This window comes from Brenneria uluponensis (assembly GCF_032395385.1).
Taxonomy (GTDB): Bacteria; Pseudomonadota; Gammaproteobacteria; order Enterobacterales; family Enterobacteriaceae; genus Prodigiosinella; species Prodigiosinella aquatilis.
Genome location: NZ_CP135917.1, coordinates 912,920 through 938,696, shown reverse-complemented (window position 1 = coordinate 938,696; position 25,777 = coordinate 912,920). Strand labels below are relative to the sequence as shown.

Below are 25,777 nucleotides of genomic sequence, written 5' to 3'. Positions count from 1 at the left end.
CGGTGTCAGTCGGGACACCAAGGATTGTACTGTCATGTTATTGCTGTCCTTTGTTTATTCAGCGATCTACCAGTTTGGCGATAACTTTGCCTTTCTGGTTCTGTCAGCTCTTGGGCTGGCGGTGATCTTCGGCATGATGGGCGTTATTAATCTGGCTCATGGTGAATTCATCATGTGCGGAGCTTACGTGACCATCACGCTGAACAAATCCGGGCTACCACTCCCGCTCGCCATGCTGGTCGGCGCCCTGGTGTCGGCTTTTGCCGGTGGTGTCATCGAACGGCTAGTGGTTCGTCATCTGTACGATCGCCTATATGACTCTGTGGTAGCCACCTGGGCGATTAGCCTGATTGTGCAGCAAAGCATGTTGCTGTTGGCGGGGCCCTCACTGGAAGGACTTTCCACGCCGTTTGGTTCATTCACACTAGATGACTACTCGTTTTCCACCTACCGGGCCTTGCTGCCGCTGTTCGCCATCGCGGTGCTCCTGCTGCTGTACTGGCTGTTTTTTCATACCAATTACGGCGTCTGCGCCAGAGCCACGATACAAAATGCCCGCATGGCCTCTTGTCTTGGACTGGAAACCGACCGTATCTATACCCAGACATTCGCACTGGGTGCCGGGATGGCCGGGTTGGCGGGGGCTATTTATGCCCCGACGATGACGGCTGTTCCCACGATGGGCAATGCGTTCATCATACAAGCTTTCGTTTCAGTCGTCGTAGGCGGTGCCAATGTGCTGATTGGCACCATTCCTGCTGCCATGACGCTTAGCACTATCCAGACCGGTCTGAATGCCTGGTATGGACAACTGGCCGGTCAAATCGGCCTGCTGATTACGGCCATGTTGGTTATCCGCCTGTTGCCAAACGGTGTCGGCAGCCTGTTTACCCGCAATCGTTAGGAGCTGCCTGTGACCATAAACTCTCTCAACCTCACCATGACAGAACGACAGAAACACTCGCGTATACCATGGAATGGTCTGATATTTCTGGTATCGGCAGTGCTGTTGCCGCTGATTCTAGACAGCGGGTTCATTAACAATCTGGCCTACTTTCTGCTCTGGGCTTTCTGCGCTATAGGATTAGCCGCCATGTGGGGGCAGGCCGGGATTCTCTCGTTTGGCCAGACAGCCTTTTTCGGGCTGGCCGGATATACCTATGGTGTTTTAACACTGAACTTCGGTGATGGCGTTTTTTCTACCTGGTCTGGCTTTGTACTGGCATTAGTGATGGCTGGCGCAGTCGCTGCCGCCCTCGGTTACATGATGTTCTATGGTGGTGTGACTGGCATCTTCGTAGGGATTGTCACGCTGTCGTTCACACTGGTGCTGGAAATGTTTATGTCGCAAACCGCCGGGCCACAATGGGCTATCGGCAGCGCACGCCTGAACGGCTTCAATGGTATGTCTGGCATGCCGCCGCTGGAGCTGCCGGGAGGGATTACGCTGGAGGACAACGCCTTCTATTACCTGATTGTGTTGCTGCTGACAGTGGTTTACTTCGGCATGCAGCGCCTGTTGCGCAGCGATACCGGCCTGACGCTCGCCGCTATCCGGGAAAATCCGCGTCGAGCCGAAATGTTGGGTATTGATATTCGTCGCTATCAATTGCTGATATTCACTATCGGCGGGGTGCTGTCCGGCCTGTCCGGTGTGCTGTACACCCTATGGGGCTCCTACATCACCCCGTCTTCAATGGGATTATCTGCGGCGGCCATGCCAGTGATCTGGGTAGCTACCGCTGGACGAAAAAGCCTCCTCAGCACTGTCATCATAACCGCACTACTGGTGTGGCTGTCGCAGTGGCTGGCGGTTTATGGCAGTGAATACGCCATGATTCTGCTCGGCGTAATCCTGCTGTTCGTCATTCTTATCGCACCTGAAGGTATTTTGGCCTGGTTGATGCATCGTATACGACGACTATTTGCCGCCTCTCGTCACAAGGGGACTTCATTATGAATAACACACCGGTATTAGAGACGCAGGGGCTGGGTAAACGTTTCGGCGGCATTCAGGTGATCCATCAGGTAGACATTCGTATCCGCCAGGGAGAAGTGCGCTGTGTGATCGGGCCGAACGGCGCGGGCAAAAGCACCTTCTTCAAGTTGTTGACCGGTGAATACGCCCCCAGTAGCGGCGAGATCCGTTTTCAGGGAGAACGCCTCAATGCCTTACCCCCTTTTCAGCGCATTCGTCGGGGCATGAGCATCAAATTTCAGATCCCCGGCATCTTTGCGGATCTCAGCGTAGCGCAGCATCTGCAACTGTCGTTGAGTCATCGGCGAGCAAAGCGCCGCCAGTCCGATAACGTTGATGACCTGTTGCAGCGTTTCAATCTCACCAGCGAATACCATCAACGGGCGGGCAACCTCTCTCATGGTAAAAAACAGTGGCTTGAAATGGCTATGGCGGTGTCGCTTCAACCCTCTCTGCTGATGTTGGATGAGCCTGTAGCAGGGCTCTCGGTGGAAGAGACCTATTTAACCGGTGAACTTATCAAACAAATGCAGCGCGATGGCCTGACGCTGATGGTGGTGGAACACGACATGACATTCGTTCGACAGATCGCCTCTCAGGTCACCGTATTGCACGGTGGTCATGTGTTTGCCGACGGTAATGCACAAGATGTACTGATGCGGGATGACGTGGCAGATATCTACCTGGGGAAAAACGGATGAAAGACATACTACTGCAAATCGATAATGTCACCAGTGGCTACGACGGCGGACTGGTGCTCAATGGCACCTCATTGCAACTCAATACGGCGGAAATCCTGGGATTGATTGGCCGAAATGGTGTGGGTAAAACCACACTGATGCGTTCCCTGATCGGCACCATACCTATACGACAAGGCAAGATACTGCTGGGCGAAACCGAAATCACCCATACCTCCCCCCAACGACGTGCTCGGCTGGGCATCGGCTATGTGCCACAAGGACGGGAGATCTTCTCCGGATTGACCGTCGCGGAAAACCTACAGGTTGGCATGCAGTTTGTCCGGGAACTCCGGGAACTGGCACAGGATCTGCTGGAGCGGGTGCTCAACTATTTTCCGATTCTACGCCAGCGGCTGAAACAAAAAGCCGGCACCATGAGTGGTGGTGAACAACAACAACTGGCCATCGCCCGCGCACTGGTCGGTTCCCCCAAAGTATTGTTGCTAGATGAACCCTCCGAAGGCGTTCAGCCCTCTATCGTCACCATCATCGCCGATACGCTGGTGCGCATCGCCCAAGAGCTGCGAGTCGCCGTGATCTTGGTAGAACAGGATATCTCCATGATTCAACGGGCTGCTCACCGATGCTGTGTAATGGATAAAGGCCGGGTCATCGACACGCTGGATCAGCGGCAGCTCTCAGATGACGACGGCATACGCCGACATCTGATGTTGTAACCGTCATGCCAATAATTACTGGCGTCATCAGCACACGTTCACGTTGGTGACCCGATACCAATACCTGCAGTTGGTAACCCATTTACGGAGAAATGAACAATGAAAAATGACTGGCTGAAAGAATCGATCATGTTCAAACGTGGAGTAGGCGCACAGCGAGAATCCATTACTCACCATTTGACCGAAGAGATGCAGAAAGCATTCCACTACACTATCGGTCCTTACTCCACGCCAGTGCTCACCATCGATCCGGGTGATCGTGTCATTGTCGATACACGGGATGCGTTTGAAGGTGCTATTCAGTCCGAGCAGGATATCCCCAGCCAGTTGCTGAAGATGCCTTTTCTCAATCCGCAAAATGGTCCGATTATGGTCAGTGGCGCGGAAAAAGGTGATGTGCTGGCGGTACATATTGAATCCATGCTGCCACGTGGGGAAAATCCCTATGGCATCTGCGCCATGATCCCGCATTTTGGCGGGCTGACCGGCACCGATCTGACCGCCATGCTTAACGATCCACTGCCGGAAAAGGTCAGGATCATCAAGCTGGACAGCGAAAAAGTCTACTGGAGCAAACGCCATACTCTGCCTTATAAGCCCCATATCGGCACACTGAGCGTGTCGCCGGAGATCGACTCTATCAACTCACTGACGCCAGATAATCACGGCGGCAATATGGATGTTCCTGACATCGGCCCAGGCAGCATTACCTATTTGCCGGTACGTTCTCCCGGCGGCAGGTTGTTCATCGGCGATGCGCACGCTTGTCAGGGGGATGGTGAAATCTGCGGTACAGCGGTGGAATACCCGTCCATTACCACCATTAAAGTCGATCTAATCAAACATTGGACACTCTCCTGGCCGCGGATGGAAAACGAAGAAACCATTATGAGCATTGGCAGCGCCCGTCCGCTGGAAGATGCCACCCGTATTGCCTACCGTGACTTGATTTACTGGCTGGTGGAAGATTTTGGCTTTGAACAGTGGGATGCCTACATGCTGCTAAGCCAGTGCGGTAAGGTCCGGCTGGGCAATATGGTAGATCCTAAATATACCGTTGGAGCCATGCTGAACAAACATCTGCTGGCCCGGTAATGTTACGAAATAAATGACGTTCGGCGTCTCGTTACCCTTTTACCAACCTAAAGCGAGTCATTATGGGGCTTTCAACACCAATCAACATCGGCTTGCTGTACTCGTCCAGTGGTGTAACCGCGCTGCTGGAACAGTCTCAGCTACGGGGAGCACTGCAAGCCATTGACGAGATCAATCAGGCTGGGGGGATCCACGGACGTCCCCTGCAAGCAATTCACCTTGATCCATTATCAGACAACGCCCGCTTTCGGGCGTTGGCAGAACAGCTGATTGTGGAACATCAGGTGAATGTCATTTTCGGCGGCTACACGTCTAGCAGCCGCAAAGCCATGTCACCTGTGGTGGAAAAATATCAGCGCCTGCTGTTCTATTCTCAGTTATATGAAGGTTTTGAATTTTCGGAAAACATTTTCTATGGCGGTGCGGCACCAAACCAGAATTGCCTGCAACTGGAAGATTACCTTTCCAGCCATTTTGGCGCCCGGGTATTCATGATCGGCTCACGTTACATCTATCCCTATGAATGCAACCGGAATATGCAAGAGTTGCTGTTACAACGAGATGATGGCGCTGTGATAGGTGAACGCTATTTGGACCTGAATGCCTCTTATGACGCGTTTCTACCCATCATGGAAGAAGTGCGCAAGAAACAACCAGACTTTATTTTCAGTACGGTCATCGGCCAAACCGTTCCCTATCTATACCGGGCTTACTATGAGGCAGGGCTCGATCCGGAGAAAATGCCTATCGGTAGTCTGAACACGTCCGAGACGGAAATTGCCGTGATGGGAGCGGACATGGCGGCGGGGCATATCACCTCGTCCCCGTATTTTCAAAGCATTGCCACACCAGCCAACCAAATGGCATTGACCACATTTCGGCAAATGTTCGGCTCGACACTGACCACGGACATGAACTGGGAAGCCACTTACAGCCAGGTACATCTGTTCGCCAACGCTATGGGCGCTTGCGGCAGTGATGCCCTGCCGAAATTGCTGCCTGCACTGTGCGGTAGTGAATTTAACGCCCCCCAGGGACGGATATGCATCGACCCGCTTAACCACCATACCGGATTGTATCCACGTATCGGAAAAGCCAACCCAACCGGCCAGTTCACCATCTTGCGGGAATCACGACGGATTGTCCCTCCCGATCCTTACATGACCAATCAGGTACAGGGAGACTGGGTCACCAAACTGTCAAAAGTGGAGTATCCCCATGCGCCATAACCCACTTAATAACAATACCACCACCCTATTGCTCAGCCGGGAAGTCCGTTGTGTCGTTCTTCATCCCAATGACGAGGACGGTGAAACGCTAACCAAACATCTGCGCCGCATGGGGTTCAAGGTTCGGGCCTTCTGGCCGATTCCGGAACGATTACCAACGGACACTGACGTCATTTTTTTCACGCCACAATCGGATCAACCTGAACGGGACACCCCCTGGATGGATCACTGCCGTCATGCACTGATTTCGGTGATTACCTATGAAAACCCGACGTTTATAGATCAAGCGTTGAACATGGGAGCCGGTGCCATCATCACCACGCCTATCCGCGCATCAGGTCTGCTCTCCTCCATGGTGATGGCACTACATCATACCCAGCGGCACCGATGCATGGCGGAACGTTTCGAAAGGCTGGAAAAGAAAATGCAAGGGATTCGCTACGTCAGCGAAGCCAAAGCGATTCTGATGCGTATGCATGGCATCAGTGAGGTACGTGCTTATGAAATTTTACGCCATCAGGCCATGGACAAACGCATCACTGTGGAAGAGATGGCTTGCGCACTGATGCAAGCCAACGATGTGTTTTCCATGACGACCCCTAATGCGCTTGCTACCAAAAAAGGCTGACAGCAAACCGCATCCCTGAATCCTATTTTGAGAGGAAACATAATGCCTACTCCCTCTTTTCTTGCCGCCGCCGTGCAGTTCGAACCCAGCTTATTCGACAAGGAAGCTAATATTGACAGTCTGTTTTCACTGGTGGAACAAGCCGCGCAACAAGGCGCCAGACTCATCACTACCCCAGAAATGGCCACCACCGGTTACTGTTGGTACGACCGGGAGGAAATTGCCGATCAAGTGGAAACCGTGCCCGGACACACGACGGAACGGTTTACTGAACTGGCGAAACACTATCAATGTTACATCGTGCTGGGTATGCCAGAGCTTGAAGCGGCAACAGGACTTTACTACAACAGCGCTGTATTAATTGGCCCTGATGGCGTCATGGGTTGCCACCGCAAAAGTCATCCCTATATTTCCGAACCCAAATGGGCCGCCGCAGGCGAGGAACACCGGGTGTTTGATACCCCCTTGGGCCGCATTGGTATGCTGATCTGCATGGATATTCATTATGTGGAAACTGCACGACTGCTGACATTGGCCGGGGCAGATATTATCTGCCATATCAGCAACTGGTTAGCAGAACGAACTCCTGCGCCATATTGGATCAGCCGGGCCATGGAAAACAGCTGTTACCTGCTGGAAAGTAATCGCTGGGGACGGGAACGAGGCGTGCAGTTCAGCGGTGGAAGTTGCATCATTGCGCCGGACGGCCATATTCTGGATGTGGTAGATCAGGGCAATGGCATCGCCTACGCCATGCTGGATATTATCAACCGCCCACGACAGGTGCTGGGGGAAGCTGTTTTTCAGCAACGCCGCCCCGCGCTCTATCATCAGTTGCTGAGTGATAGTTTCTTATGGAATCCAACTGACTTCTTCAAACTCTACGATCACCGTCCGCTACCACCCGGCAAACAAAGCCACCTCTCGGTGGTTCAGTTCTCTCCGGAGAACGACATTGAACACAACAGTAAACGTATGGTAACGCTGGCTCGACAAGCCATCGAACAGCAGCACAGTGACCTGATCGTCTTTCCCGAACTGGCGCTCACCGGTTATGACAACCCGGAAAATCGGGCCATTACGCTAGAGTCGCCGTATCTCCAGCCCTTGTTGCATCTGGCCATGACCCAGCGTGTCTGGCTGGTATTCGGCATGGCCGAAAAGATCGGTGGAAATCGCTATAACGCTCAGGTGTTGCTCGGCCCGGAAGGCGTGGTCGGTTGTTATCGCCAACTGCACATTCCCACGACTTACCAACAGTGGGCCAGTGCAGGTGAACAATGGGGTGTTTTCGATACCGCTGTCGGTCGTATTGGGCTACTACTGGGACATGATGCGCTATTTCCCGAATCGGCCCGCATTCTGGCCTTGATGGGATGCGATATCGTAGCCTGCTCAGCCGCGTTGGACGGCGGATTTACCGATAAGCATACCGGCAGCCGGGTGGCACAAAACTACCCGATCCCCACAGGGGCTGACCCGCTTCACTGGCACTTATTCCGTACACGGGCTGGAGAAAACAACCTCTATCTGGCTCTGGCAAACCGAGTAGAACCCAAGTCAGGAATCGGCGGCTACAGTGGTCTATTCGGACCGGAAACCTTTCATTATCCCAGAGATGAACAAGTGTTATGGCAGGAGGAAGGCGTGACGACAACACTACAGGTGGACACCACGTCACTGGCCGGAAGCGTTTATCCCACCAATGTGGTCAGACGCAAGGATCTGGTGGCCATGCGACGGGTTCATCACTATCGTCCCATGCTGACCAGATGACCAGCAGCCGGACATCAGTCTGAATGTCCGGCATGGCTATTTACAGAATTTCCAACAATTCGACTTCAAAAATCAACGCACTGAATGGCGGAATAGAGGCACCCGCGCCACGCTCGCCATACGCCAGATTATGCGGGATATAGAGTTCCCATTTGGAGCCGGCGGGCATCAGGGTCAGCGCTTCAATCCAGCCGGGGATCACACCATTTACCGGAAACTCGGCAGGCTGACCGCGCTCTACCGAACTGTCAAATACCGTTCCGTCAATCAAACGCCCAGTATAATGTACCCGTACACGATCCTGACGCGACGGAATCTCACCTTCGCCCTGGCTCAGGACCCGGAACTGTAGACCAGACTCTGTACTGCTTACGCCTTCCTGCTGTGCGTTTGCCTCCAGAAAATGTTGTCCTTCAACAGCCAACGCCTGCTGACGGTCACGTCGCACGGCATCTGCACGTTCATGAACCTCACGCAGCGCACGATGTACTACGTCTACAGGCACTGCGGGCACCTTTCCTTCTATCGCGTCACGCAAGCCGGCAACCAGTGCTTCGGGAATTAATCCCTCCAAACCTGATTCCTGCAACTGTTGACCAACCTGTAAACCTATACCGTAACTTGCCTGCGCTTCTACACTTTCATAAGAAGGGGTTGTCATTGATGTTCCTTTAATCTGTAAAATACTGAGAGCGAAGCATAACAGCGCGGCGTTTAGGGGTAAAATCCTCTGTGCAAACGGTTATAGTTTATTTCACAAACCAGAATGATACTGGCATCCGACAGCTATCAAAGAATAGACTAACCAAAGTACAGCTTATGCTGTGCATCAAATGGTTAACTGGTCATCATTCATCAATTACCGATATACTTAATCTGTTATTACTTTTATACGGTTTTAAGAGAGGTCACCATGGGCAGAATCGCGCCCAGGAGAGAAAAAGCTACCCGGAATCGCCACATCTCGTGGCAATCTCGCCTGTGTTTTTTCCGGCAGAGACGGATACAAACGGGCAGGACAGGTGAGCATAAAGAAACGGATACCGCTTCTGCTGCACCTCTCATTATTCGGCAAATAAAAATGTCACTGAATCACATCTGGCATCTTTCTGATGGTTACCATTGGATGGATCCACTGCCCCACTTCCATCGTCGCTGGATTTTAATCGCCACCGGCTTTCTGCTGTTGGTTCTGCTATGGCCTTATTCATCCCCACAATCACCGCTACAATCACATCAGGAGTCCGGATCCATACCACTGACGATGGGAAACATACCAATGCAGGCAAAACTGGTCGATAACATGCCTGCACCTGAGGCATCAACCACAAACAATCAGTGGAAGAACTACCAGATTGTTGCCGGGCAAACGCTGGCGCAATTATTTCGGGATAATAATCTGCCGGTAAATGATGTGTTTGCCATGGCACAGGTAGAAGGGCGCAATAAACCACTCAACAATCTCCACGCTGGGCAGAAGATAAAGCTGCAACTTAACGCACAAGGCATGGTAAGTGAGTTGGAAATTGAAACACCGGAAAATCAGGTTATCCAGTTTGTCCGGCAGCAGGATGGCTCATTCATCCGTACCCGTTAATGGTGATGGCAATAGTGCGAGGCCATTAATGGTGTGGGTATGTATCCCAAAATGCAAAACGCTGGCCTAAGCCAGCGTTTCACTCGTTATCTTCAGCGCTAATTACACTTCAGCAACGACAACAACATTCAGCGTAGCAAATACATCGCTGTGTACCTGGAAGCTCACTTCGTGATCGCCCAGAGTACGCAGAACGCCGTTCGGTAAACGAACTTCGCTCTTGGCAATGTCAACACCCGCCGCAGTTACCGCATCAGCGATATCACGGGTACCGATAGAACCAAACAATTTACCTTCATCGCCTGCTTTAGACGCGATGGTAACGGTGCCCAGCGCGGTGATTTTAGCAGCGCGTGCTTCGGCAGCTGTCAGAACTTCTGTCAGCTTGGCTTCCAGTTCAGCGCGGCGAGTTTCAAAAAACTCTACGTTTTTCTTGGTTGCCGGCACAGCTTTACCCTGCGGAACCAGAAAGTTACGAGCATAACCCGATTTAACATTTACCTGGTCACCCAGGCTGCCCAGGTTTGCTACTTTATCAAGCAGAATAACTTGCATTACCTTATCCTCTCAAAGTCTCGTTAATGGACAGTGGCCGATTACTGATGACGATCAGTGTACGGCAACAAAGACAGGTAGCGCGCGCGCTTGATCGCACGAGCCAGTTGACGCTGGTATTTTGCACGGGTACCGGTAATACGGCTTGGTACAATTTTACCACTTTCAGTGATGTAGTTTTTCAGCGTAGCGATGTCTTTATAGTCGATCTCTACAACGCCTTCCGCGGTGAAACGGCAGAACTTGCGACGACGGAAATAACGTGCCATTTGGCTAGTCTCCAGAATCTATCAATTCAATCTGCTCGGCATGTAACACAACTTTACTCAGCCCATTACGCCCTTGGTGGCAACTAATGAAACCGGAGACAGTAAGTTGCATGCCGACCGTTATACTGTGGGTAAATGCTTGTGACTCGCGTCCACTGACAATCACGGGCATACGACACCATGCTTGTCGGTTGAATCCGGCTTCCTTCTGCGTCGAGCGGTGCTCAAGCACAAACTGACAGTGAGGAATACCCGAAGGACTGACTTTTCGAATAGGTGTCTTGCACACCGTGCCTGACAGCACCAGACGATTAGTCGTCACCACAACAATTACTCTTCAGAATCCCCAGCTTCGGCACCTTCGCCAGCTTCAGCGAAATCATCACGACGCTCACGGCGTTCGTCTTTCGCTTTCACCATTGGAGATGCTTCGGTTACCGCGTGTTTAACGCGCATAATCATGCTACGGATAACGGCGTCGTTGAAGCGGAAGTTAGTTTCCAGCTCGTCGATCACTTCCTGCGGAGCCTCAACGTTCATCAGAACATAATGAGCCTTGTGCAGTTTGTTGATCGGATAAGCCAGTTGACGGCGGCCCCAGTCTTCCAGACGGTGAATCTGACCTTGTACATTGGTGATAGCACCAGTGTAACGTTCGATCATGCCTGGAACCTGTTCGCTTTGGTCAGGATGAACCATAAAAACGATTTCGTAATGACGCATCAAATTGCTCCTTACGGATTATTCAGCCTCCTGTCAGGGTCAGCCGCGGCCCATGGAAGCAAGGAACGTGTTATATGATCGGCTGAAAAAATGACGCGTAATTATAGGTGCCAGCGATAGGGAACACAAGGAACATTACAGATTAATCAGTCAATGGAGGTAATTTTCCTGATGATATTCTTGAACCCTGCTCCGCGATGGTATCGACCGTCCGTCAGAACAGATACACTGTGAATCACCCTCGAAAAAATAGGAATCTATGATGAAGGTGCACACACTTGCTATGCCTATCCTGTTGATTATGTTATTGGCCGGATGTAGCGTGTTTGAGGGAAAACCCGTTCCACCGCCACCGCCAGGCAAGCACGCCATTGAAGTTAGCCGGGCACAGACTTACTCGCTGAAAAAATTCGGAACCGTTTCCGTTACTGTACGTGGCGGCCCGGATGATGCTGATCGGGAAATTCAGCGTCAGGCCGATGCCCGCGGTGCGGATTACTATCTGATCGTCATGAAAACCGATGGTGATGGCATAATGTCGGAGCTTTGGCATGCCTATGCCGTGCTGTACCACTCCGCGTCGAGTTCATCCGTGAAACCCTCTTCCACATCGTCGTTTTAACAGAGAGTGAGAGTGAATAATGAAAAAAGCGATTACCATTTTTGTTCTGTCAGTCATTGTGGCCGGCTATGCCAGCGCGGCATCAACTTCGTCAGCGCCATGCCGCAGTACAGCATGGAATGACTGGGTTGAATCCCAGGTTAAAACGCAGAATAAAGAGATTGGCTCGATAAGCTGGCAACAGCAGGTGGAGCAACAACTGAGATCAACATCGAAAAAAGAGACATGGCCGACCAAGAACTCGGTACTGTGGTGCATCATGGTACAGAAGAAACTCGCTGCTCAATAAAGGTAAATTACGGCGATTCACCCCATGGAGGCAACCAGAAAAACGGGCAATAAAACACACCAGTGATTAATTGCCCGCCACAGAAAAAATCCGCTTCAGCTACGCTGACGCACCACCTCAAACAGACAAATCCCCGTCGCCACAGAGACGTTCAAGGAAGAAACGCTACCCGCCATCGGGATGCTGATCAACTCGTCGCAATGCTCTCTGGTCAACCGGCGCATGCCCTCACCCTCGGCACCCATAACCAGCGCCAACGGGCCATTCAGTTTACTTTGGTACAACGTATGGTCAGCTTCCCCTGCCGTGCCCACAATCCAGATATTCTGCTCCTGCAGAAAACGCAGTGTACGCGCCAGATTAGTGACGCGGATCAGCGGTACATTTTCCGCTGCACCACAAGCGACTTTCTTCACTGTAGCGTTTAATTGGGCAGAACGATCTCGGGGGACAATAACCGCATGGATGCCAGCAGCATCGGCGCTACGCAAGCAGGCACCGAGATTGTACGGATCCGTCACACCATCCAACACCAGTAGAAACGGTGTATCCAGTGACGACAATAAGTCGGGCAGATCATTTTCCTGATATTGCCGACCCTCCTTTACTCTGGCGACAATCCCCTGATGTACAGCGCCCTCAACTTTGGTATCCAGCCACTGACGGTTGGCAACCTGTATCGCGATACCGCTGGATTCCAGTTCCGCAATCAGCGGCTGCAAACGACGATCCTCGCGTCCTTTTAGGATGAATACTTCCAGAAAGCGCTGAGGATCGCGCTCCAACAGGGCTTTAACCGCATGGATACCGTAAATAATTTCGCTCATTGATGCTCTTCAACAGTGGTAAACGGGCGGCAACCGCCCGCTATCATTTCAATCAATCATCGGCATATCACCGATACCACAGAGATCACTCTGCGGTTTTTTTGTTTGCCCGCTTTGCTTTGGTCGCGGCCGCAATTTTACGTGTTTTTTCCACGTTCTTTTTGGCTTTGTCCGTTTTCTTTTTCGGCCTGTCTGTCGACTTGGCCGCAGTTTTGCCCTTACGTTCCCCTTCATTACGGAACGCCTTATCCGGCTCAAAATTGGTACGCGGGCTTACCCGACGACGACGGGTAGGTTTTTCTTCCCGATCATTGCTTTTCCTGGTGCGCTCACGGGCGGTTTTCCCTTCTCCCCGCACTTTCCGGGTACTGGAAACCAGTGCAAAATCGATATTGCGTTCATCCATATGTACCGCTTCCACACGGATTTCTACTTCATCGCCCAGCCGATAAACCTGGCCACGGGATTCACCGATCAAACGCTGACCGACGTTATCATAACGATAGTAATCGTTATCCAGCGTGGAGACATGCACCAGGCCGTCGATGAAAAGATCGTTCAGGCGAACAAAGAAACCAAAACCCGTCACGCTGGCAATAATACCGGTAAAGACGCTACCTACATGATCCTGCATGAAATCACATTTCAGCCAGCCCGATACATAACGGGTGGCTTCATCCGCACGGCGTTCAGTCATCGAACAGTGTTGGCCCAGTTGTAGCATTTCCTGGAAGTCACTGTGCCAGCCTCCGGTTGGCGTCCAACGTTCCTTACGTGCACCAAGCAGATATTTAATTGCACGATGCAGTGAAAGATCAGGATAACGACGAATCGGCGAAGTGAAATGCGCATACGACGTCAACGCCAGACCAAAGTGTCCACGGTTTTCCGGATCGTACACTGCCTGCTTCATTGAGCGCAGCAGCATGGTTTGCAACATTTCATGATCGGGACGTTCGGCGACCTCGTTCATCAACTCGGCGTAATCTTTCGGCTGCGGTTTCATGCCACCTTTTAATGTCAGCCCCAGCTCTCCCAGCACACTGCGCAACGCCAGGACATGATCTTCACTCGGCTGGTCATGCACACGAAACAATGCCGGCTCTTCGTTTTTCTCCACAAATCTGGCTGCCGAGATATTCGCCAGAATCATGCACTCTTCAATCAGTTTATGCGCATCGTTACGCACCACGGCCTCGACCCGCTCAATCCGGCGTTCGGCGTTAAAAATAAACTTGGCTTCTTCCGTTTCGAACGCAATACCGCCGCGGACATCCCGGGCATGTTCTAACACCTTATATAAACGGTGCAGTTCTTCCAGCGGCGTCACCAGTGAATGATACTGGGTGCGCAACTCTTCATCGCCCTGCAAAATATGCCACACCTTGGTATAGGTGAGACGGGCGTGGGAACTCATCACCGCTTCGTAGAATTTGTAAGAAGTGAGTTTACCTTGCTCTGAGACCGTCATTTCGCACACCATACACAGACGATCTACCTGTGGATTCAGCGAGCACAGTCCATTGGAGAGCACTTCCGGCAGCATGGGAACAACTTGGGAAGGAAAGTAAACCGACGTGCCGCGGGCGTGAGCCTCGTTATCCAACGGGGTATTGGGCCGGACATAATAACTGACATCAGCAATAGCGACCCACAGACGCCAACCGCCGCCACGTTTTTTCTCGCAGAAAACGGCGTCATCAAAATCACGGGCATCTTCACCATCAATCGTTACCAGTGGTAGTTCACGGAGATCCACCCGACCTTTCTTGGCATTTTCCGGCACCTCTTCAGCAAGATCACGTACTTGCTCTTCCACTTTAGGTGGCCAGGTATGCGGTATTTCGTTGGTGCGCAGGGCAATATCTACCGCCAGCCCGGTGCCCATGTTGTCTCCGAGGATCTCAACGATTTTCCCTACCGCCTTGGTACGACGCGTAGCACGCTGAGTCAGCTCTACCACCACCACGAACCCCATCCGCGCACCACCAATAGATTCCGGCGGGATCAGGATATCGAAACACAGGCGACTGTCGTCCGGCACGACAAAACCAGTACCGGCGTCAACAAAATAGCGGCCAACAATCTGCCCGGTACGAGGTTCAAGAATACGGACAATACGCCCTTCTCGGCGCCCCTTACGATCTTCACCCAACGGCTGGGCTAATACGACATCGCCATGAATGGCAATTTTCATTTGCTCTGCCGATAAGTAGAGATCGTCCTTGCGACCTTCCACCCGCAGAAAACCATAACCATCGCGGTGACCAATAACCTTACCGCGCAGCAGATCCAGTTTTTCCGGCAATGCATAGCACTGACGACGGGTAAAGACCAACTGCCCATCACGTTCCATGGCCCGCAAACGGCGGCGTAACGCTTCAAGCTGTTCGTCGGTAGTTAATGTCAGATCAGTTGCCAACTCCTCACGGCTGATTGGCGTATCCCGCTTGGCAATGTGCGCCAGAATATATTCACGACTGGGAATTGGGGATTCGTATTTCTCTGCTTCTCGTTCCAAAAATGGATCTTTTGACATAGCGGTTCCTCCGTTGTCATCAGCAGGAGGCTGAACAAATTTATTCAACCAAAAGCAATTTGTAGAGCGGTGGGTTCTCTTTAACCATATCGGCGAGGGTATATTTATCCAGTTCCACCAAAAAGTTTTGCACCGCCTGTTGAAGCACCTGCTTTAACCGGCAGGCTGAAGTGATATGGCAGAATTCATGGCTACAGTTAACCAGTGCCAAAGGCTCCAGTTCACGAACCACATCACCGATGCGGATAGTGGCAGGATCTTTGCCCAGCCGTATGCCTCCGTTTTTACCTCGTATCGCGGTTACCAATCCGGCTCGGCTTAACTGATTGATGATTTTGACCATATGGTTACGTGAGACGCCATACACTTCAGTGACTTCCGAAATGCTGGTCATCCGCCCTTCTGGCAGTGACGCCATGTAAATCAGCGCCCGTAAACCATAATCCGTAAAGCTTGTTAACTGCACATAAACCTCTGGAACCTCAGGGTATCAATCGCTGGTATGTCGAGGGTACATGGTGATTTTCACCATAACCTCTTAACAAGAACCAGATATTACGCAATGGCGCACATAAACACACTCTCGAAACACATGCTCATTTTTTATCGGTAGATAATAAACCAGCCGTAAACATCAGGGCTAATCATTTAATGCAAATTAGAAACATCTTCTGCTTTTTAAAACAGAATTCACGTTAACGAGGCCGGCAATGTCGTAAAAGATAAGTGAAATGTTTTTCCATACACGATAATTATTTTGTTATGTTCTGAACGTATTATTCCTACAGAACATAGCACCCAGCGATACCTTGCCACGTTCTGTCAATTATTCTTTATCTTCATTACCTGTACACCTTAGGAAAGGGACATCATGCGTCTGAGAAATATCTCCATCCGTGCCAGCTTATTGGTATTACTGTTACTCATCACGCTTCTTCTGCTGATTGTCAGCGGCATGGGCATCCAGTCCATCAACAAAAGCCGGGAATCTCTCACCTCATTAAACCAGATTCAAGGCACGCAATTAGGCGGGTTGATGGATGGCTATAACCTGACATTGCGATCCAGAGCTTCAGCCACGCTGGCTGTACGTAAAATCGAGATAGGCCTGCTGGACGTCGGCGCCAGAGAAACCGAACGACTGGGGAACTATATCCAGCAATCCGAGAAAGTCATCACGCAATTTAGCGAAGCAAAAAGCGAAAACAAACAGGAACAATTGCTTGCACAAAAAGTGCTGAAAAGCTATCAGGCCTATCTTGCACAAGGGCTGAAACCCATGTACGAGGCGCTGAAAAAGCAGTATACCGATGAATATTACACCCTGCTGGAAAATAGCCTCACGCCGCTGAGTGATACGTTTGAACAATCCATTCAGGATTTCCGCACTTATGCCCAACAGCTCTCCGATGCCCGAATTCAGGAAGCCGCACATGACGAAAAGCTCATGCTGTTATTGATTGGCATTGCCTGCGCACTCTCTGTGGTGATGGTGTTGCTTGCCTGGATCGCACTGCGCCACATGCTGTTAAAACCATTGGATCGCGCCATTGAACAATTGGAGCTGGTCGCTGCCGGTGATCTGACACACCGGATCTCACAAGGAGGAACCAATGAGCTGGGACGGCTCAGTGATGCGATTGATCGTATGCAAATGGCGCTGCTGGATTCGGTCAGCCAAGTGCGCGATGCCAGCGTCCAGATCGATAATGGCAGCCGGGAGCTGTTCGCCGGGAATAGCCATCTGGCTGAACGCACGGAGGAATCCGTGGCCGCACTGGAACAAACGGCAGCCAGCCTGGAAGAGCTGAGTGCCACTGTGAAGCGCAATGCCGACAATGCCGAGCTGGCGCATCAGTTAACCAATAAAGCCTCTGACACGACCGATCGCGGCAATGAATCGGTCTGTTATGTGATCGAAAAAATGCAGGAAATATCCAATAGCGCCAAACGTATCAGTGACATTCTGGGCGTCATTGATGGTATCGCGTTCCAGACCAATATTCTGGCGCTAAATGCGGCGGTAGAAGCGGCCCGTGCTGGCGAACAGGGTAAAGGCTTTGCGGTGGTAGCAGGCGAAGTGCGTAATCTGGCGCAACACAGTGCCCAAGCGGCCAAAGAGATTCGAACGCTGATCATGGATTCCCAGTCACGTGTGTCGGAAGGGTTGGATCTGGCATCAACTGCGGGTGAAACCATGGATAATGTCGCTCAGGAAATTAGCCGAGTTACCAGTCTGATGAAGGAAATTTCGTATGCTTCGCAGGAACAGCATCTCGGCATTGAACAGGTGAATGTGGCGTTTACGCAAATCGACAAGGTCGCGCAACAGAACGCCTCGTTGGTAAAAGCCTCCGCCACCACGACACAGTTACTGGAAGAACAATCACGTCAGCTGATACAGGCAATGGGGATGTTTCACATTGAAGAGAACACACCGTTGCTGAGTCAGGCCAATTGATCAACACACATCACTACCACTCATGACGAAACCGCCCTATGTAAAAGGGCGGTATGGAAATGTAAATCAGGACTATTATTGAATTGGAGTGATTATCCTCATCGTTCTTCAAGATGAGGGATATAGACAAATATCAACCGGTCTCTCTTTTTTTGCGGCCCACTTTCAGTGCATTGCTCAGCATAATGCACAGAAAATGGGCAATAATTAGCAAAAAAAACCATTAAACAATGCGTTTTGCACAATAATCATTGTGCTGATTGCCCTCTTCCTGTACATACAAAAATAGGCACGCTTATTGCTCTATTCCCTCTGATTGTTATTGCTTTCATCCCTGTCAGAGAGAGTGAACCAGAGGAAAAATCATGTCTGAACAGACCGAATTTCCCTTAAGCGAAGCCCCGAAAGAGGGCCGCAGAGGGCTATTATCCATTTCCATGGTGTTGTTCAGCTTCACCTTTTTTACCGGTACCATGTTTGCTGGGGGGAAGCTGGGCGTCGCTTTCCCGCTTGTCGATATGTTGTGGATCGCCATCATCGGCAACCTGCTGCTGGCTTTATATGCCGCGTCACTGGCACTGATTGCCGCACGCAGCGGGCTGAACTCTGTCCTGATGGGACGATTCTGCTTTGGCGAAATAGGCAGCAAGCTTTCCGATTTTCTGCTGGGCTTTGCCGAATTGGGTTGGTATGCCTGGGGCACCGCGACAGTCGCCATCACGCTGGTCAGACTGCTGGCGTTGCCAGCCGAATTCACACAACCACTGATGGTGCTGTTCGGACTCGGTTTTTCCATTACGGCATTGGTGGGTTATAAAGGATTGGATATATTGTCGCGCATCTCTGTACCACTGATGTTCATCATGCTGGTGGTATCGATGTGGATCGCCACGGGAGACGCCGGTGGCTGGCAAGGTTTGACAGGTAAAATGCCGGCGAAAACCATGACCTGGTCGGTGGCCATTACCATGGTATTCGGCACATTTGCCAGCGGTGCCACGCAGGCCACCAACTGGACCCGACTGGCACGCAGTGGCAAGGTTGCCGTTACCGCCAGTATCATCAGTTTTCTCGGCGGCAACGGCCTGATGATTATTTCTGGCGCCTACTGCGCGATTGTCTATCAACAGGCGGATATCGTGGCAGTCATGATGTTACAAGGGCTTTCTATCGCTGCTGTCATCATGCTGTGTCTGAACCTGTGGACTATTCAGGGCCCGACCATTTACAACGTTTCCGCGGCGGCCTGCCATCTGCTACGCACCGAACGTCGCCGCACACTGACGCTGGCCAGCGCGGGAGTCGGCATTCTGCTGGCACTTGGCGGTATGTATGAAATGCTGATCCCTTTCCTGGTACTACTGGGGTCAATCATTCCCCCGATCGGCGGTGTCATCATGGCTGACTACTGGTTTCGTTATCGTGGACAGTACCCCGCCATTCGGCAAACAGTCTTGCCACGCTTTAATGCAACCGGGTTGAGTGCCTACGCCATCGGCGCACTGCTGGCTTATTTCTCACCGTGGATTGCGCCGTTGGTGGGCATTGCCGCCTCCGCAACCAGCTATCTGCTCCTTACGATGATCATCAGGCGCGCCACACCTTCTGTGGCGACGCAGGGAGAATAGTGCATGAGTTTGTCCGTCAGTGAGATTATGGTACTACCAGGACTTGGGGAATTAACGCTGCGTGCCGGCCAAAGCAAAATTCACCGACCGGTACGTTGGTATTATGTGGCAGAAAACGAAGGAATTGCTGAGTGGGTTATGGGCGGGGAACTGGTATTCGTGACCGGTATAAACCATCCTCGTGACGAGGCGAACCTGCAACAGTTGGTGCGTGAAGGATACCAGTGCGGTATTGCCGGGATGGTGATCCTCACTGGCGAACCCTTCATTCACGCTATTCCCGATTCGGTGATTATGTTGGCAAATCAGTTCGGCATTCCATTGATTGAGCAACCTTACCTGCTCAAGATGGTGATCGTGACGCAACTTATTGGTACTGCCTTGGTACAGCGGGAAACCTTGTTGCGTTCACAGCGCGATATTCTGGTCCAGTTGCTCACCGGCGACTACCCCAGTATTGATATAGCCAGTCTGCGGGCTAATAACTTGCAACTGATGCTTGATCGCCCGCATCGTGTCATCTCACTACGGCTTTCCGGCATTCAGACCCTGTTTGCTACCCAAACACCCGCTATTGCCGAAAGCAGACTTCAACTGATACGCCAGCGAGTACAACAGCGGTTGGAAGAGTACCTGGCCGATGTTGAGGACGCTTTGCCGTTAATTGTGCTGGGAGATTTATACATTCTGCTGTTACCCAGTAACAGTGTACTGTTTCAGCCAGACAAACCGTGGTTACAGCAGGTGCAGCAAACTCTCGGCACCGATATTCAGCCATTGATGCTGTTAGGCGGTCTTTCATCAGTAGTGGCTTCGTCTCATCAATATCGACGGGGATTAACGGAGGCACGCCAGGCGCTCGACGTCGCTGAAAGCATGCGGCCGGAAAAAGGCTGGTGTGATTACAATGAACTTGGCGTACTCAAACTACTGACGGCGGTAAGTGAACCAGCGCTGGTCACTCAGTTTGTGAAAGAGACGCTCGGCATGCTATTCGAAAGCAACCGCAAACATCCCGAGCTGCTAATTGAAACACTGGATGCCGTTCTGCAGGAAAACGGTAATCTGATCAAAGCGGCGGAACGGCTGGCTATCCACCGTAATACGCTGCATCAGCGATTACAGCGTATCGAACAGCGATCCGGGCAATCACTCAATGACCCACAATTTCGTTTAAATGCGTCAGTAGCCTTACTGGTCTGGCGCATGTCCAATGCGCAACAGCAGGAGTTATTATGAAATTGATTAACGCCAGCCTACGACATCAACAGGGTTTCCATACCCTCCGGTTACAGAACGGGCTGATTGTTGCCATCGAACCGCAAACCGGACGACTAGCGCCGGAAAGCGACGCCATTGATGCTAACGGCCAGTTGGTCATTCCACCACTGGTGGAGCCACATATTCACCTGGACGCCACATTAACTGCCGGGGAACCGGAATGGAACATGAGCGGTACGCTGTTTGAAGGTATAGAGCGTTGGAGCCAACGTAAGGCGACCATGACCCACAATGATATCAAACAGCGGGCGCATACCACGATCGGCATGCTGCGGGATCACGGCATTCAGCATGTACGTACCCACGTGGACGTTACTGATCCGTCGTTGGCCGCCTTGCGGGCCATGCTGGAGGTAAAGGAAGAAGCCCGCGGCCTGATCGATCTGCAAATCGTGGCGTTTCCGCAAGAGGGCATTGAGTCGTTTGCCAATGGTCGCCGCTTAATGGAGCAGGCGATTGAAATGGGCGCCGATGTCGTCGGTGGTATTCCACATTTTGAAAATACCCGTGAACAGGGTGTCAGTTCGGTAAAATTTCTGATGGATCTGGCCGAACGCACTGGTTGTCTGGTTGACGTTCACTGCGACGAAACCGACGACCCCCAATCCCGCTTTCTTGAAGTATTGGCGGAGGAGGCCCGGGTTCGCGGTATGGGACAACGAGTTACCGCCAGCCATACCGTTGCGATGGGTTCCTATGACAATGCTTACTGCTCCAAACTGTTTCGGCTACTGCGTTTATCAGACATCAACTTTATCTCTTGCCCGACGGAAAGCATTCATCTGCAAGGACGTTTCGATACCTTCCCCAAACGACGCGGCGTCACCCGAGTGGCAGAACTCGACCGCGCGGGCCTGAACGTGTGTTTCGGGCAGGACTCCATCAAAGATCCCTGGTATCCGCTGGGCAACGGAAACATCCTGCGCATACTGGATGCCGGGTTGCACATTTGCCATATGATGGGATATCAGGATTTACAACGTTGTCTGGACTTCGTAACCGATAACAGCGCCGTTGCCATGCATCTGGGCGAACGTTATGGCATTGTCGTTGGACGTCCGGCAAATCTGCTGATTCTTGATGCGGAAAATGATTACGAAGCGGTACGACGTCAAGCCAAAGCACGGCTCTCCATCCGCCACGGTAAAGTGATTATGCGGCGCATTCCGGAGCAAATCGGTTATGGTCAATAACATCTTCTGACATCGCAGGCATGATGTTTATATTACCGTAGCGTCATCATCAGATGTCCGCAAGCAGCGGACAATACGATGGGACGACACCTGTTTCCAATAGTGAATAAGGAAGATACAAGATAGGCACAAATAGCCATAGCGTGTGTTGAATTGACACTCATCATCGTTATTTATAATTCGCCTTCCCGGCAACGCTGCTGATAGCTTTGCTCAAAGGTTTGCATGCCCAATTGCCCACCGGTTTGCAACAAACTGGGGAGTTGATGGGTTTTTCCTTCCCGGATCAGATTACTAACGGCAGGCGTTACCATCAGTATTTCAAACAGCGCAATGCGCCCGCCTCCGACTCCCGGCATCAGTTTTTGTGCTACCACCGCTTGTAAACTCGCTGCCAGTTGAGTGCGCACAAACGCTTTTTCATCGGCGGGAAACACATCCACCAATCGTTCTACCGCCTGCACAGCGCTACGGGTATGTAGCGTGGCCAGCACCAGATGTCCGGTCTCTGCGGCCGTCAATGCCAGCCGGATAGTCTCGGCATCCCGTAATTCCCCCAGTAACAGCACATCTGGGTCTTCTCGCAGTGCTGCCCGCAATGCCGCGTTAAATGACTCACTGTGCCGGCCTATTTCACGCTGCTGAATCAGACATCGCTGGCTGGTATGAAGAAACTCGATGGGATCTTCCAGTGTGATGATATGCCGTGAGCACCGCTGGTTCAGCGCATCGATCATCGCCGCCAATGTGGTGGACTTGCCACTGCCGGTGGCGCCGGTCACCAGAACCAGTCCATCTGGACGCTCAGCCAACTCCGCGACAATCGGTGGCGCTTTCAGCGCGGAAAGCGAAGGATGGGAGGCAGGGATCAACCGCAGTGCGATGGAAAGGCCGTGCCGTTGCATAAACAGATTCACCCGCAAACGCTGCCCCTCCGGCAAGGTGAGTGCGCAATCAACCTGCCCGCACTGTTGTAACTGCTGCTGATAAACGGGTTCCAGCCAGCGTTCACACCAGCATTCCAGTTGATCTGATCTCAAGTTCGGTACGCTATTGTCCATTCTCAGCACACCATCAATACGCTGTACCGGCGGATGTCCGCTACACAGGTGCAGATCAGAGGCATTCTGTTTTACACTACACCTCACCCATTCATGCACATCCATAGATAAGCCTCCTGAATCACTATGAGTACGAACCTCACTATGAGCACTATCCAGCAGAATCTACAGGACGTCAGGCTGCGAATCTCAGCGGCAGTTGAACATTGCGCGCGGGTACCAGAAGAAGTGACGTTGCTTGCCGTCAGCAAAACCAAACCTGTGACGGCCATCGCAGAAGCCATCCTTGCCGGGCAACGTGCGTTTGGTGAAAACTACGTTCAGGAAGGGGTGAATAAAATCCATTACTTCCGGGAACACCAGCCACAGACACAACTGGAATGGCACTTTATCGGTCCGTTGCAGTCGAATAAAAGTCGTCTGGTCGCGGAGAACTTTGACTGGTGCCACACCATTGACCGCCTGCGTATCGCCCAACGGTTGAGCGAACAGCGCCCGGCTTCACTGCCGCCGCTCAATGTTCTGTTACAGATTAATATCAGCCATGAACAGAGCAAATCCGGCATTATGGTCGACGAACTGCCTGAACTGGCCGCTAAAGTTGCGGTTTTGCCCCATATGTGTCTGCGTGGTTTGATGGCTATTCCGGCACCGGAAACCGATTACCAGCACCAGTTGGCCGTATTCCAGCAGATGTCGGTACTTTTTCAACAGCTCAAGACCAACTATCCCCATATCGACACGCTATCCATGGGAATGACAGATGATATGGCTGCGGCAATTGAAGCAGGCAGTACGCTGGTTCGGATCGGCACCGCTATTTTTGGCGCGCGTGATTATTCGTCACCAGCCGTTTAACCATTTTAAAAAAAGAGAATCTGTATGGAGTACCGTAAAATAACGTTCATTGGGGCGGGGAATATGGCACAGGCCATTATTGCCGGTTTGGTTGATAGCGGGTATCCCGCGCAATATATCAGCGTATGCGCGCCTTCGACCATACACCGCGATGCGCTGGCGGCACGCTATGGCGTCATCAGCAGCGATGATAATATCAGTTGCGCACAGCAGGCCGAGGTCGTCGTGCTGGCGGTAAAACCGCAACTGATGGCAACCGTATGCAAACCACTATCACAACAGGTGGATTTCAGTCACAAGCTGGTATTGTCGATTGCGGCAGGCATCAGTGTCGCCCGTTTTCAGTCCATACTGGATGAAAAATTGAATATCGTGCGGATTATGCCCAATACGCCATCATTGGTGGGGAAAGGCATGAGCGGCCTTTACGCCCCGACAACGGTCAGCGATGCCGATCGGACGTTTACCACCAGCCTGATGAGCAGTGTTGGTAAAGTGTGTTGGGTGGAGGAAGAAACCCAGATTAACGGTATTATTGCAGCGGCGGGCAGTGCCCCAGCCTATTTTTTCCTGTTGATGGAAGCCATGCAGGAAGAGGCGATACGTCAAGGGTTCGATCCGGATACCGCGCGTCTGCTCGTGCAGCAGTCAGCTTGCGGCGCAGCGGCGCTGGTCGAAGCCAACCCTGGAACGTCCCTGGCTACCCTGCGTGAGAATATCACCTCCAAAGGCGGCACGACGGCTGAGGCCTTACGGGTATTTAATGAACGGCAGTTAACACAAACGGTTGCCGATGCCATGCAGGCAGCGGTAATTCGTGCAAAAGAAATGGAAAAGCTGTTTTAATGACGGTAATTTCATCGGAATTATCCCTGTTAATTAAGGAATTATTGCCTCTATGCTTACCTTGACTTTTCTGGTCAAAACATTGGTTGACCTCTATGTAATGGTACTGCTGCTACGTATCTGGATGCAGTGGTCTCGCAGCGATTTTTACAACCCGCTCTCTCAGCTCGTGGTGAAGCTGACCCAGCCGATAGTGGGACCACTACGCCGTGTTATTCCGTCACTGGGCCCGATTGACAGTTCATCGCTGCTGGTGGCTTTCCTGCTGACGACCTTAAAATATCCGCTACTGTTACTGATTCAGGTAGGTGCATTTTCGTTGAGCCCGGTGAATCTGCTGGTTGGTCTGCTGTCACTGCTGAAATCAGCGGGATATTTGGTGTTCTGGATGATCATCATTCGTTCACTGATGAGCTGGGTAAGTCAGGGCCGTAGCCCGGTGGACTATCTGCTGTATCAACTGACGGAACCGATGATGTCGCCGATCCGCCGTATTCTGCCGGTGATGGGTGGGCTCGATTTCTCAGCCATGGTGGTTATCCTGATCCTGTACATGCTGAATTATCTGGGCATGGATCTGTTCCCGGGGCTGTGGTTCCTGCTGTGAGTGCCGTTACTCGCTGCGACAATGGGCTGGTAATTCAACTGTACATCCAGCCGAAAGCCAGCCGCGACCTCATTGTCGGTTTACATGGCGACGAACTGAAAGTCGCCATTACCGCCCCGCCGGTTGACGGCCAGGCCAATGCGCATCTGATCAAATTTCTCGCCAAGCAGTTTCGCGTCGCTAAAGGGTTGGTAACGATCGAAAAAGGTGAACTTGGGCGTCATAAGCAGATTAAAATCGTTAATCCGCAAACTATCCCGGCGACTGTCGCGGAACTCATTCAATAACATCGCAGGAA

Annotated in this window: 28 protein-coding genes; 19 read left to right on the top strand and 9 right to left on the bottom strand. The window is 51.8% G+C overall.

Going from position 1 to position 25,777, the window contains the following annotated elements:
- The first annotated feature begins 34 nt into the window (after positions 1–34).
- From RS889_RS04360 to RS889_RS04325, 8 genes are all read left to right on the top strand, one after another.
- Complete coding sequence (locus tag RS889_RS04360; protein ID WP_315709484.1) at positions 35–904, top strand: ABC transporter permease subunit; 870 nt, start codon at positions 35–37, stop codon at positions 902–904.
- A gap of 9 nt (positions 905–913) precedes the next feature.
- Positions 914–1,960 carry an ABC transporter permease subunit gene (locus tag RS889_RS04355; protein WP_315709483.1) on the top strand — a complete coding sequence of 349 codons (1,047 nt, stop codon included), beginning with the start codon at positions 914–916 and terminating at the stop codon, positions 1,958–1,960.
- Complete coding sequence (locus tag RS889_RS04350) at positions 1,957–2,679, top strand: ABC transporter ATP-binding protein (protein WP_315709482.1); 723 nt, start codon at positions 1,957–1,959, stop codon at positions 2,677–2,679. Before RS889_RS04355 ends, RS889_RS04350 begins: the two co-directional genes overlap by 4 nt.
- A complete protein-coding gene (locus RS889_RS04345) occupies positions 2,676–3,395 on the top strand; it encodes an ABC transporter ATP-binding protein (protein WP_315709481.1) in 720 nt (239 codons plus the stop codon). Before RS889_RS04350 ends, RS889_RS04345 begins: the two co-directional genes overlap by 4 nt.
- Before the next feature lie 99 nt (positions 3,396–3,494).
- Positions 3,495–4,490, top strand: coding sequence for an acetamidase/formamidase family protein (locus RS889_RS04340; RefSeq protein WP_315709479.1), 996 nt, complete (start codon positions 3,495–3,497; stop codon positions 4,488–4,490).
- 62 nt (positions 4,491–4,552) lie between these two features.
- Complete coding sequence (locus RS889_RS04335) at positions 4,553–5,719, top strand: transporter substrate-binding domain-containing protein (protein ID WP_315709478.1); 1,167 nt, start codon at positions 4,553–4,555, stop codon at positions 5,717–5,719.
- Complete coding sequence (locus tag RS889_RS04330) at positions 5,709–6,347, top strand: ANTAR domain-containing response regulator (RefSeq protein ID WP_315709477.1); 639 nt, start codon at positions 5,709–5,711, stop codon at positions 6,345–6,347. The genes RS889_RS04335 and RS889_RS04330 overlap by 11 nt, the downstream gene beginning before the upstream one ends.
- Before the next feature lie 42 nt (positions 6,348–6,389).
- Complete coding sequence (locus RS889_RS04325) at positions 6,390–8,123, top strand: nitrilase-related carbon-nitrogen hydrolase (protein ID WP_315709476.1); 1,734 nt, start codon at positions 6,390–6,392, stop codon at positions 8,121–8,123.
- Positions 8,124–8,163: 40 nt separating this feature from the next.
- Here the strand turns inward: RS889_RS04325 and bamJ are convergent, their stop codons facing one another.
- A complete protein-coding gene (gene bamJ / locus RS889_RS04320) occupies positions 8,164–8,784 on the bottom strand; it encodes a BamJ family beta-barrel-assembly machinery protein (protein ID WP_315709474.1) in 621 nt (206 codons plus the stop codon).
- A 420-nt stretch (positions 8,785–9,204) separates the two neighbouring features.
- Here bamJ and RS889_RS04315 point away from each other — a divergent pair, with 420 nt between their 5' ends.
- A complete protein-coding gene (locus RS889_RS04315; RefSeq protein WP_315709473.1) occupies positions 9,205–9,720 on the top strand; it encodes an OapA family protein in 516 nt (171 codons plus the stop codon).
- A 102-nt stretch (positions 9,721–9,822) separates the two neighbouring features.
- Here the strand turns inward: RS889_RS04315 and rplI are convergent, their stop codons facing one another.
- Genes rplI through rpsF form a run of 4 tightly spaced genes read right to left on the bottom strand, consistent with a single transcriptional unit; the run spans position 9,823 to position 11,267 of the window.
- Positions 9,823–10,275 carry a 50S ribosomal protein L9 gene (gene rplI, locus RS889_RS04310; protein WP_315709472.1) on the bottom strand — a complete coding sequence of 151 codons (453 nt, stop codon included), beginning with the start codon at positions 10,273–10,275 and terminating at the stop codon, positions 9,823–9,825.
- Positions 10,276–10,316: 41 nt separating this feature from the next.
- Entirely contained in the window at positions 10,317–10,544 is a 228-nt protein-coding gene (rpsR, locus tag RS889_RS04305; RefSeq protein WP_005974788.1) for a 30S ribosomal protein S18, read from the bottom strand.
- A gap of 4 nt (positions 10,545–10,548) precedes the next feature.
- Positions 10,549–10,869, bottom strand: coding sequence for a primosomal replication protein N (priB, locus tag RS889_RS04300; protein ID WP_315709470.1), 321 nt, complete (start codon positions 10,867–10,869; stop codon positions 10,549–10,551).
- Positions 10,870–10,874: 5 nt separating this feature from the next.
- Entirely contained in the window at positions 10,875–11,267 is a 393-nt protein-coding gene (rpsF, locus tag RS889_RS04295) for a 30S ribosomal protein S6 (RefSeq protein ID WP_021017582.1), read from the bottom strand.
- A gap of 259 nt (positions 11,268–11,526) precedes the next feature.
- Here rpsF and bsmA point away from each other — a divergent pair, with 259 nt between their 5' ends.
- Positions 11,527–11,889, top strand: a complete 363-nt coding sequence (bsmA, locus tag RS889_RS04290; protein ID WP_315709468.1) for a biofilm peroxide resistance protein BsmA — start codon at positions 11,527–11,529, stop codon at positions 11,887–11,889.
- A 19-nt stretch (positions 11,890–11,908) separates the two neighbouring features.
- Positions 11,909–12,178, top strand: a complete 270-nt coding sequence (locus tag RS889_RS04285) for a hypothetical protein (RefSeq protein ID WP_315709467.1) — start codon at positions 11,909–11,911, stop codon at positions 12,176–12,178.
- Between the two features lie 95 nt (positions 12,179–12,273).
- Here RS889_RS04285 and rlmB read toward each other — a convergent pair whose 3' ends face one another.
- From rlmB to nsrR, 3 genes are all read right to left on the bottom strand, one after another.
- Positions 12,274–13,005, bottom strand: a complete 732-nt coding sequence (rlmB, locus tag RS889_RS04280) for a 23S rRNA (guanosine(2251)-2'-O)-methyltransferase RlmB (protein WP_290180430.1) — start codon at positions 13,003–13,005, stop codon at positions 12,274–12,276.
- A gap of 85 nt (positions 13,006–13,090) precedes the next feature.
- Complete coding sequence (gene rnr, locus RS889_RS04275) at positions 13,091–15,544, bottom strand: ribonuclease R (RefSeq protein WP_315709465.1); 2,454 nt, start codon at positions 15,542–15,544, stop codon at positions 13,091–13,093.
- 40 nt (positions 15,545–15,584) lie between these two features.
- Positions 15,585–16,010: a nitric oxide-sensing transcriptional repressor NsrR gene (gene nsrR / locus RS889_RS04270; protein WP_021017588.1), complete on the bottom strand. Its 426-nt coding sequence runs from the start codon at positions 16,008–16,010 to the stop codon at positions 15,585–15,587.
- Between the two features lie 405 nt (positions 16,011–16,415).
- On the opposite strand from nsrR, the gene RS889_RS04265 reads away from it, so the two are divergent.
- The 4 genes from RS889_RS04265 to codA all read left to right on the top strand — a co-directional run bounded on the left by RS889_RS04265 (position 16,416) and on the right by codA (position 22,107).
- A complete protein-coding gene (locus RS889_RS04265; protein WP_315709463.1) occupies positions 16,416–18,005 on the top strand; it encodes a methyl-accepting chemotaxis protein in 1,590 nt (529 codons plus the stop codon).
- Positions 18,006–18,370: 365 nt separating this feature from the next.
- Positions 18,371–19,633, top strand: coding sequence for a cytosine permease (codB, locus tag RS889_RS04260; protein ID WP_315709462.1), 1,263 nt, complete (start codon positions 18,371–18,373; stop codon positions 19,631–19,633).
- Between the two features lie 3 nt (positions 19,634–19,636).
- Positions 19,637–20,872: a PucR family transcriptional regulator gene (locus tag RS889_RS04255; protein ID WP_315709461.1), complete on the top strand. Its 1,236-nt coding sequence runs from the start codon at positions 19,637–19,639 to the stop codon at positions 20,870–20,872.
- Positions 20,869–22,107: a cytosine deaminase gene (codA, locus tag RS889_RS04250; RefSeq protein WP_021017592.1), complete on the top strand. Its 1,239-nt coding sequence runs from the start codon at positions 20,869–20,871 to the stop codon at positions 22,105–22,107. The genes RS889_RS04255 and codA overlap by 4 nt, the downstream gene beginning before the upstream one ends.
- Before the next feature lie 173 nt (positions 22,108–22,280).
- Here codA and RS889_RS04245 read toward each other — a convergent pair whose 3' ends face one another.
- Complete coding sequence (locus tag RS889_RS04245) at positions 22,281–23,273, bottom strand: type IV pilus twitching motility protein PilT (RefSeq protein ID WP_315709459.1); 993 nt, start codon at positions 23,271–23,273, stop codon at positions 22,281–22,283.
- 39 nt (positions 23,274–23,312) lie between these two features.
- On the opposite strand from RS889_RS04245, the gene RS889_RS04240 reads away from it, so the two are divergent.
- From RS889_RS04240 to yggU, 4 genes are read left to right on the top strand one after another with little or no spacing between them, the layout of a single operon-like run.
- On the top strand, positions 23,313–24,026 hold the full coding sequence (locus tag RS889_RS04240) for a YggS family pyridoxal phosphate-dependent enzyme (protein ID WP_315710914.1): 714 nt from the start codon (positions 23,313–23,315) through the stop codon (positions 24,024–24,026).
- Between the two features lie 24 nt (positions 24,027–24,050).
- Positions 24,051–24,872, top strand: a complete 822-nt coding sequence (gene proC, locus RS889_RS04235) for a pyrroline-5-carboxylate reductase (RefSeq protein WP_315709457.1) — start codon at positions 24,051–24,053, stop codon at positions 24,870–24,872.
- Positions 24,873–24,924: 52 nt separating this feature from the next.
- Positions 24,925–25,479: a YggT family protein gene (locus RS889_RS04230; protein ID WP_315709456.1), complete on the top strand. Its 555-nt coding sequence runs from the start codon at positions 24,925–24,927 to the stop codon at positions 25,477–25,479.
- On the top strand, positions 25,476–25,766 hold the full coding sequence (gene yggU / locus RS889_RS04225) for a DUF167 family protein YggU (RefSeq protein ID WP_021017597.1): 291 nt from the start codon (positions 25,476–25,478) through the stop codon (positions 25,764–25,766). The genes RS889_RS04230 and yggU overlap by 4 nt, the downstream gene beginning before the upstream one ends.
- Positions 25,767–25,777 lie beyond the last annotated feature (11 nt).

Bases quoted from the DNA above. Each gene is read 5' to 3' on its own strand.
- rpsR (WP_005974788.1), bottom strand. From the start codon at position 10,544: ATGGCACGTTATTTCCGTCGTCGCAAGTTCTGCCGTTTCACCGCGGAA.
- bsmA (WP_315709468.1), top strand. From the start codon at position 11,527: ATGATGAAGGTGCACACACTTGCTATGCCTATCCTGTTGATTATGTTA.
- RS889_RS04285 (WP_315709467.1), top strand. From the start codon at position 11,909: ATGAAAAAAGCGATTACCATTTTTGTTCTGTCAGTCATTGTGGCCGGC.
- RS889_RS04335 (WP_315709478.1), top strand. From the start codon at position 4,553: ATGGGGCTTTCAACACCAATCAACATCGGCTTGCTGTACTCGTCCAGT.
- RS889_RS04315 (WP_315709473.1), top strand. From the start codon at position 9,205: ATGTCACTGAATCACATCTGGCATCTTTCTGATGGTTACCATTGGATG.
- RS889_RS04255 (WP_315709461.1), top strand. From the start codon at position 19,637: ATGAGTTTGTCCGTCAGTGAGATTATGGTACTACCAGGACTTGGGGAA.
- RS889_RS04230 (WP_315709456.1), top strand. From the start codon at position 24,925: ATGCTTACCTTGACTTTTCTGGTCAAAACATTGGTTGACCTCTATGTA.
- RS889_RS04350 (WP_315709482.1), top strand. From the start codon at position 1,957: ATGAATAACACACCGGTATTAGAGACGCAGGGGCTGGGTAAACGTTTC.
- RS889_RS04345 (WP_315709481.1), top strand. From the start codon at position 2,676: ATGAAAGACATACTACTGCAAATCGATAATGTCACCAGTGGCTACGAC.
- RS889_RS04325 (WP_315709476.1), top strand. From the start codon at position 6,390: ATGCCTACTCCCTCTTTTCTTGCCGCCGCCGTGCAGTTCGAACCCAGC.
- rnr (WP_315709465.1), bottom strand. From the start codon at position 15,544: ATGTCAAAAGATCCATTTTTGGAACGAGAAGCAGAGAAATACGAATCC.
- codB (WP_315709462.1), top strand. From the start codon at position 18,371: ATGTCTGAACAGACCGAATTTCCCTTAAGCGAAGCCCCGAAAGAGGGC.
- RS889_RS04245 (WP_315709459.1), bottom strand. From the start codon at position 23,273: ATGGATGTGCATGAATGGGTGAGGTGTAGTGTAAAACAGAATGCCTCT.
- codA (WP_021017592.1), top strand. From the start codon at position 20,869: ATGAAATTGATTAACGCCAGCCTACGACATCAACAGGGTTTCCATACC.
- rplI (WP_315709472.1), bottom strand. From the start codon at position 10,275: ATGCAAGTTATTCTGCTTGATAAAGTAGCAAACCTGGGCAGCCTGGGT.
- RS889_RS04360 (WP_315709484.1), top strand. From the start codon at position 35: ATGTTATTGCTGTCCTTTGTTTATTCAGCGATCTACCAGTTTGGCGAT.
- rlmB (WP_290180430.1), bottom strand. From the start codon at position 13,005: ATGAGCGAAATTATTTACGGTATCCATGCGGTTAAAGCCCTGTTGGAG.
- RS889_RS04265 (WP_315709463.1), top strand. From the start codon at position 16,416: ATGCGTCTGAGAAATATCTCCATCCGTGCCAGCTTATTGGTATTACTG.
- bamJ (WP_315709474.1), bottom strand. From the start codon at position 8,784: ATGACAACCCCTTCTTATGAAAGTGTAGAAGCGCAGGCAAGTTACGGT.
- RS889_RS04240 (WP_315710914.1), top strand. From the start codon at position 23,313: ATGAGCACTATCCAGCAGAATCTACAGGACGTCAGGCTGCGAATCTCA.
- RS889_RS04340 (WP_315709479.1), top strand. From the start codon at position 3,495: ATGAAAAATGACTGGCTGAAAGAATCGATCATGTTCAAACGTGGAGTA.
- RS889_RS04330 (WP_315709477.1), top strand. From the start codon at position 5,709: ATGCGCCATAACCCACTTAATAACAATACCACCACCCTATTGCTCAGC.
- proC (WP_315709457.1), top strand. From the start codon at position 24,051: ATGGAGTACCGTAAAATAACGTTCATTGGGGCGGGGAATATGGCACAG.
- rpsF (WP_021017582.1), bottom strand. From the start codon at position 11,267: ATGCGTCATTACGAAATCGTTTTTATGGTTCATCCTGACCAAAGCGAA.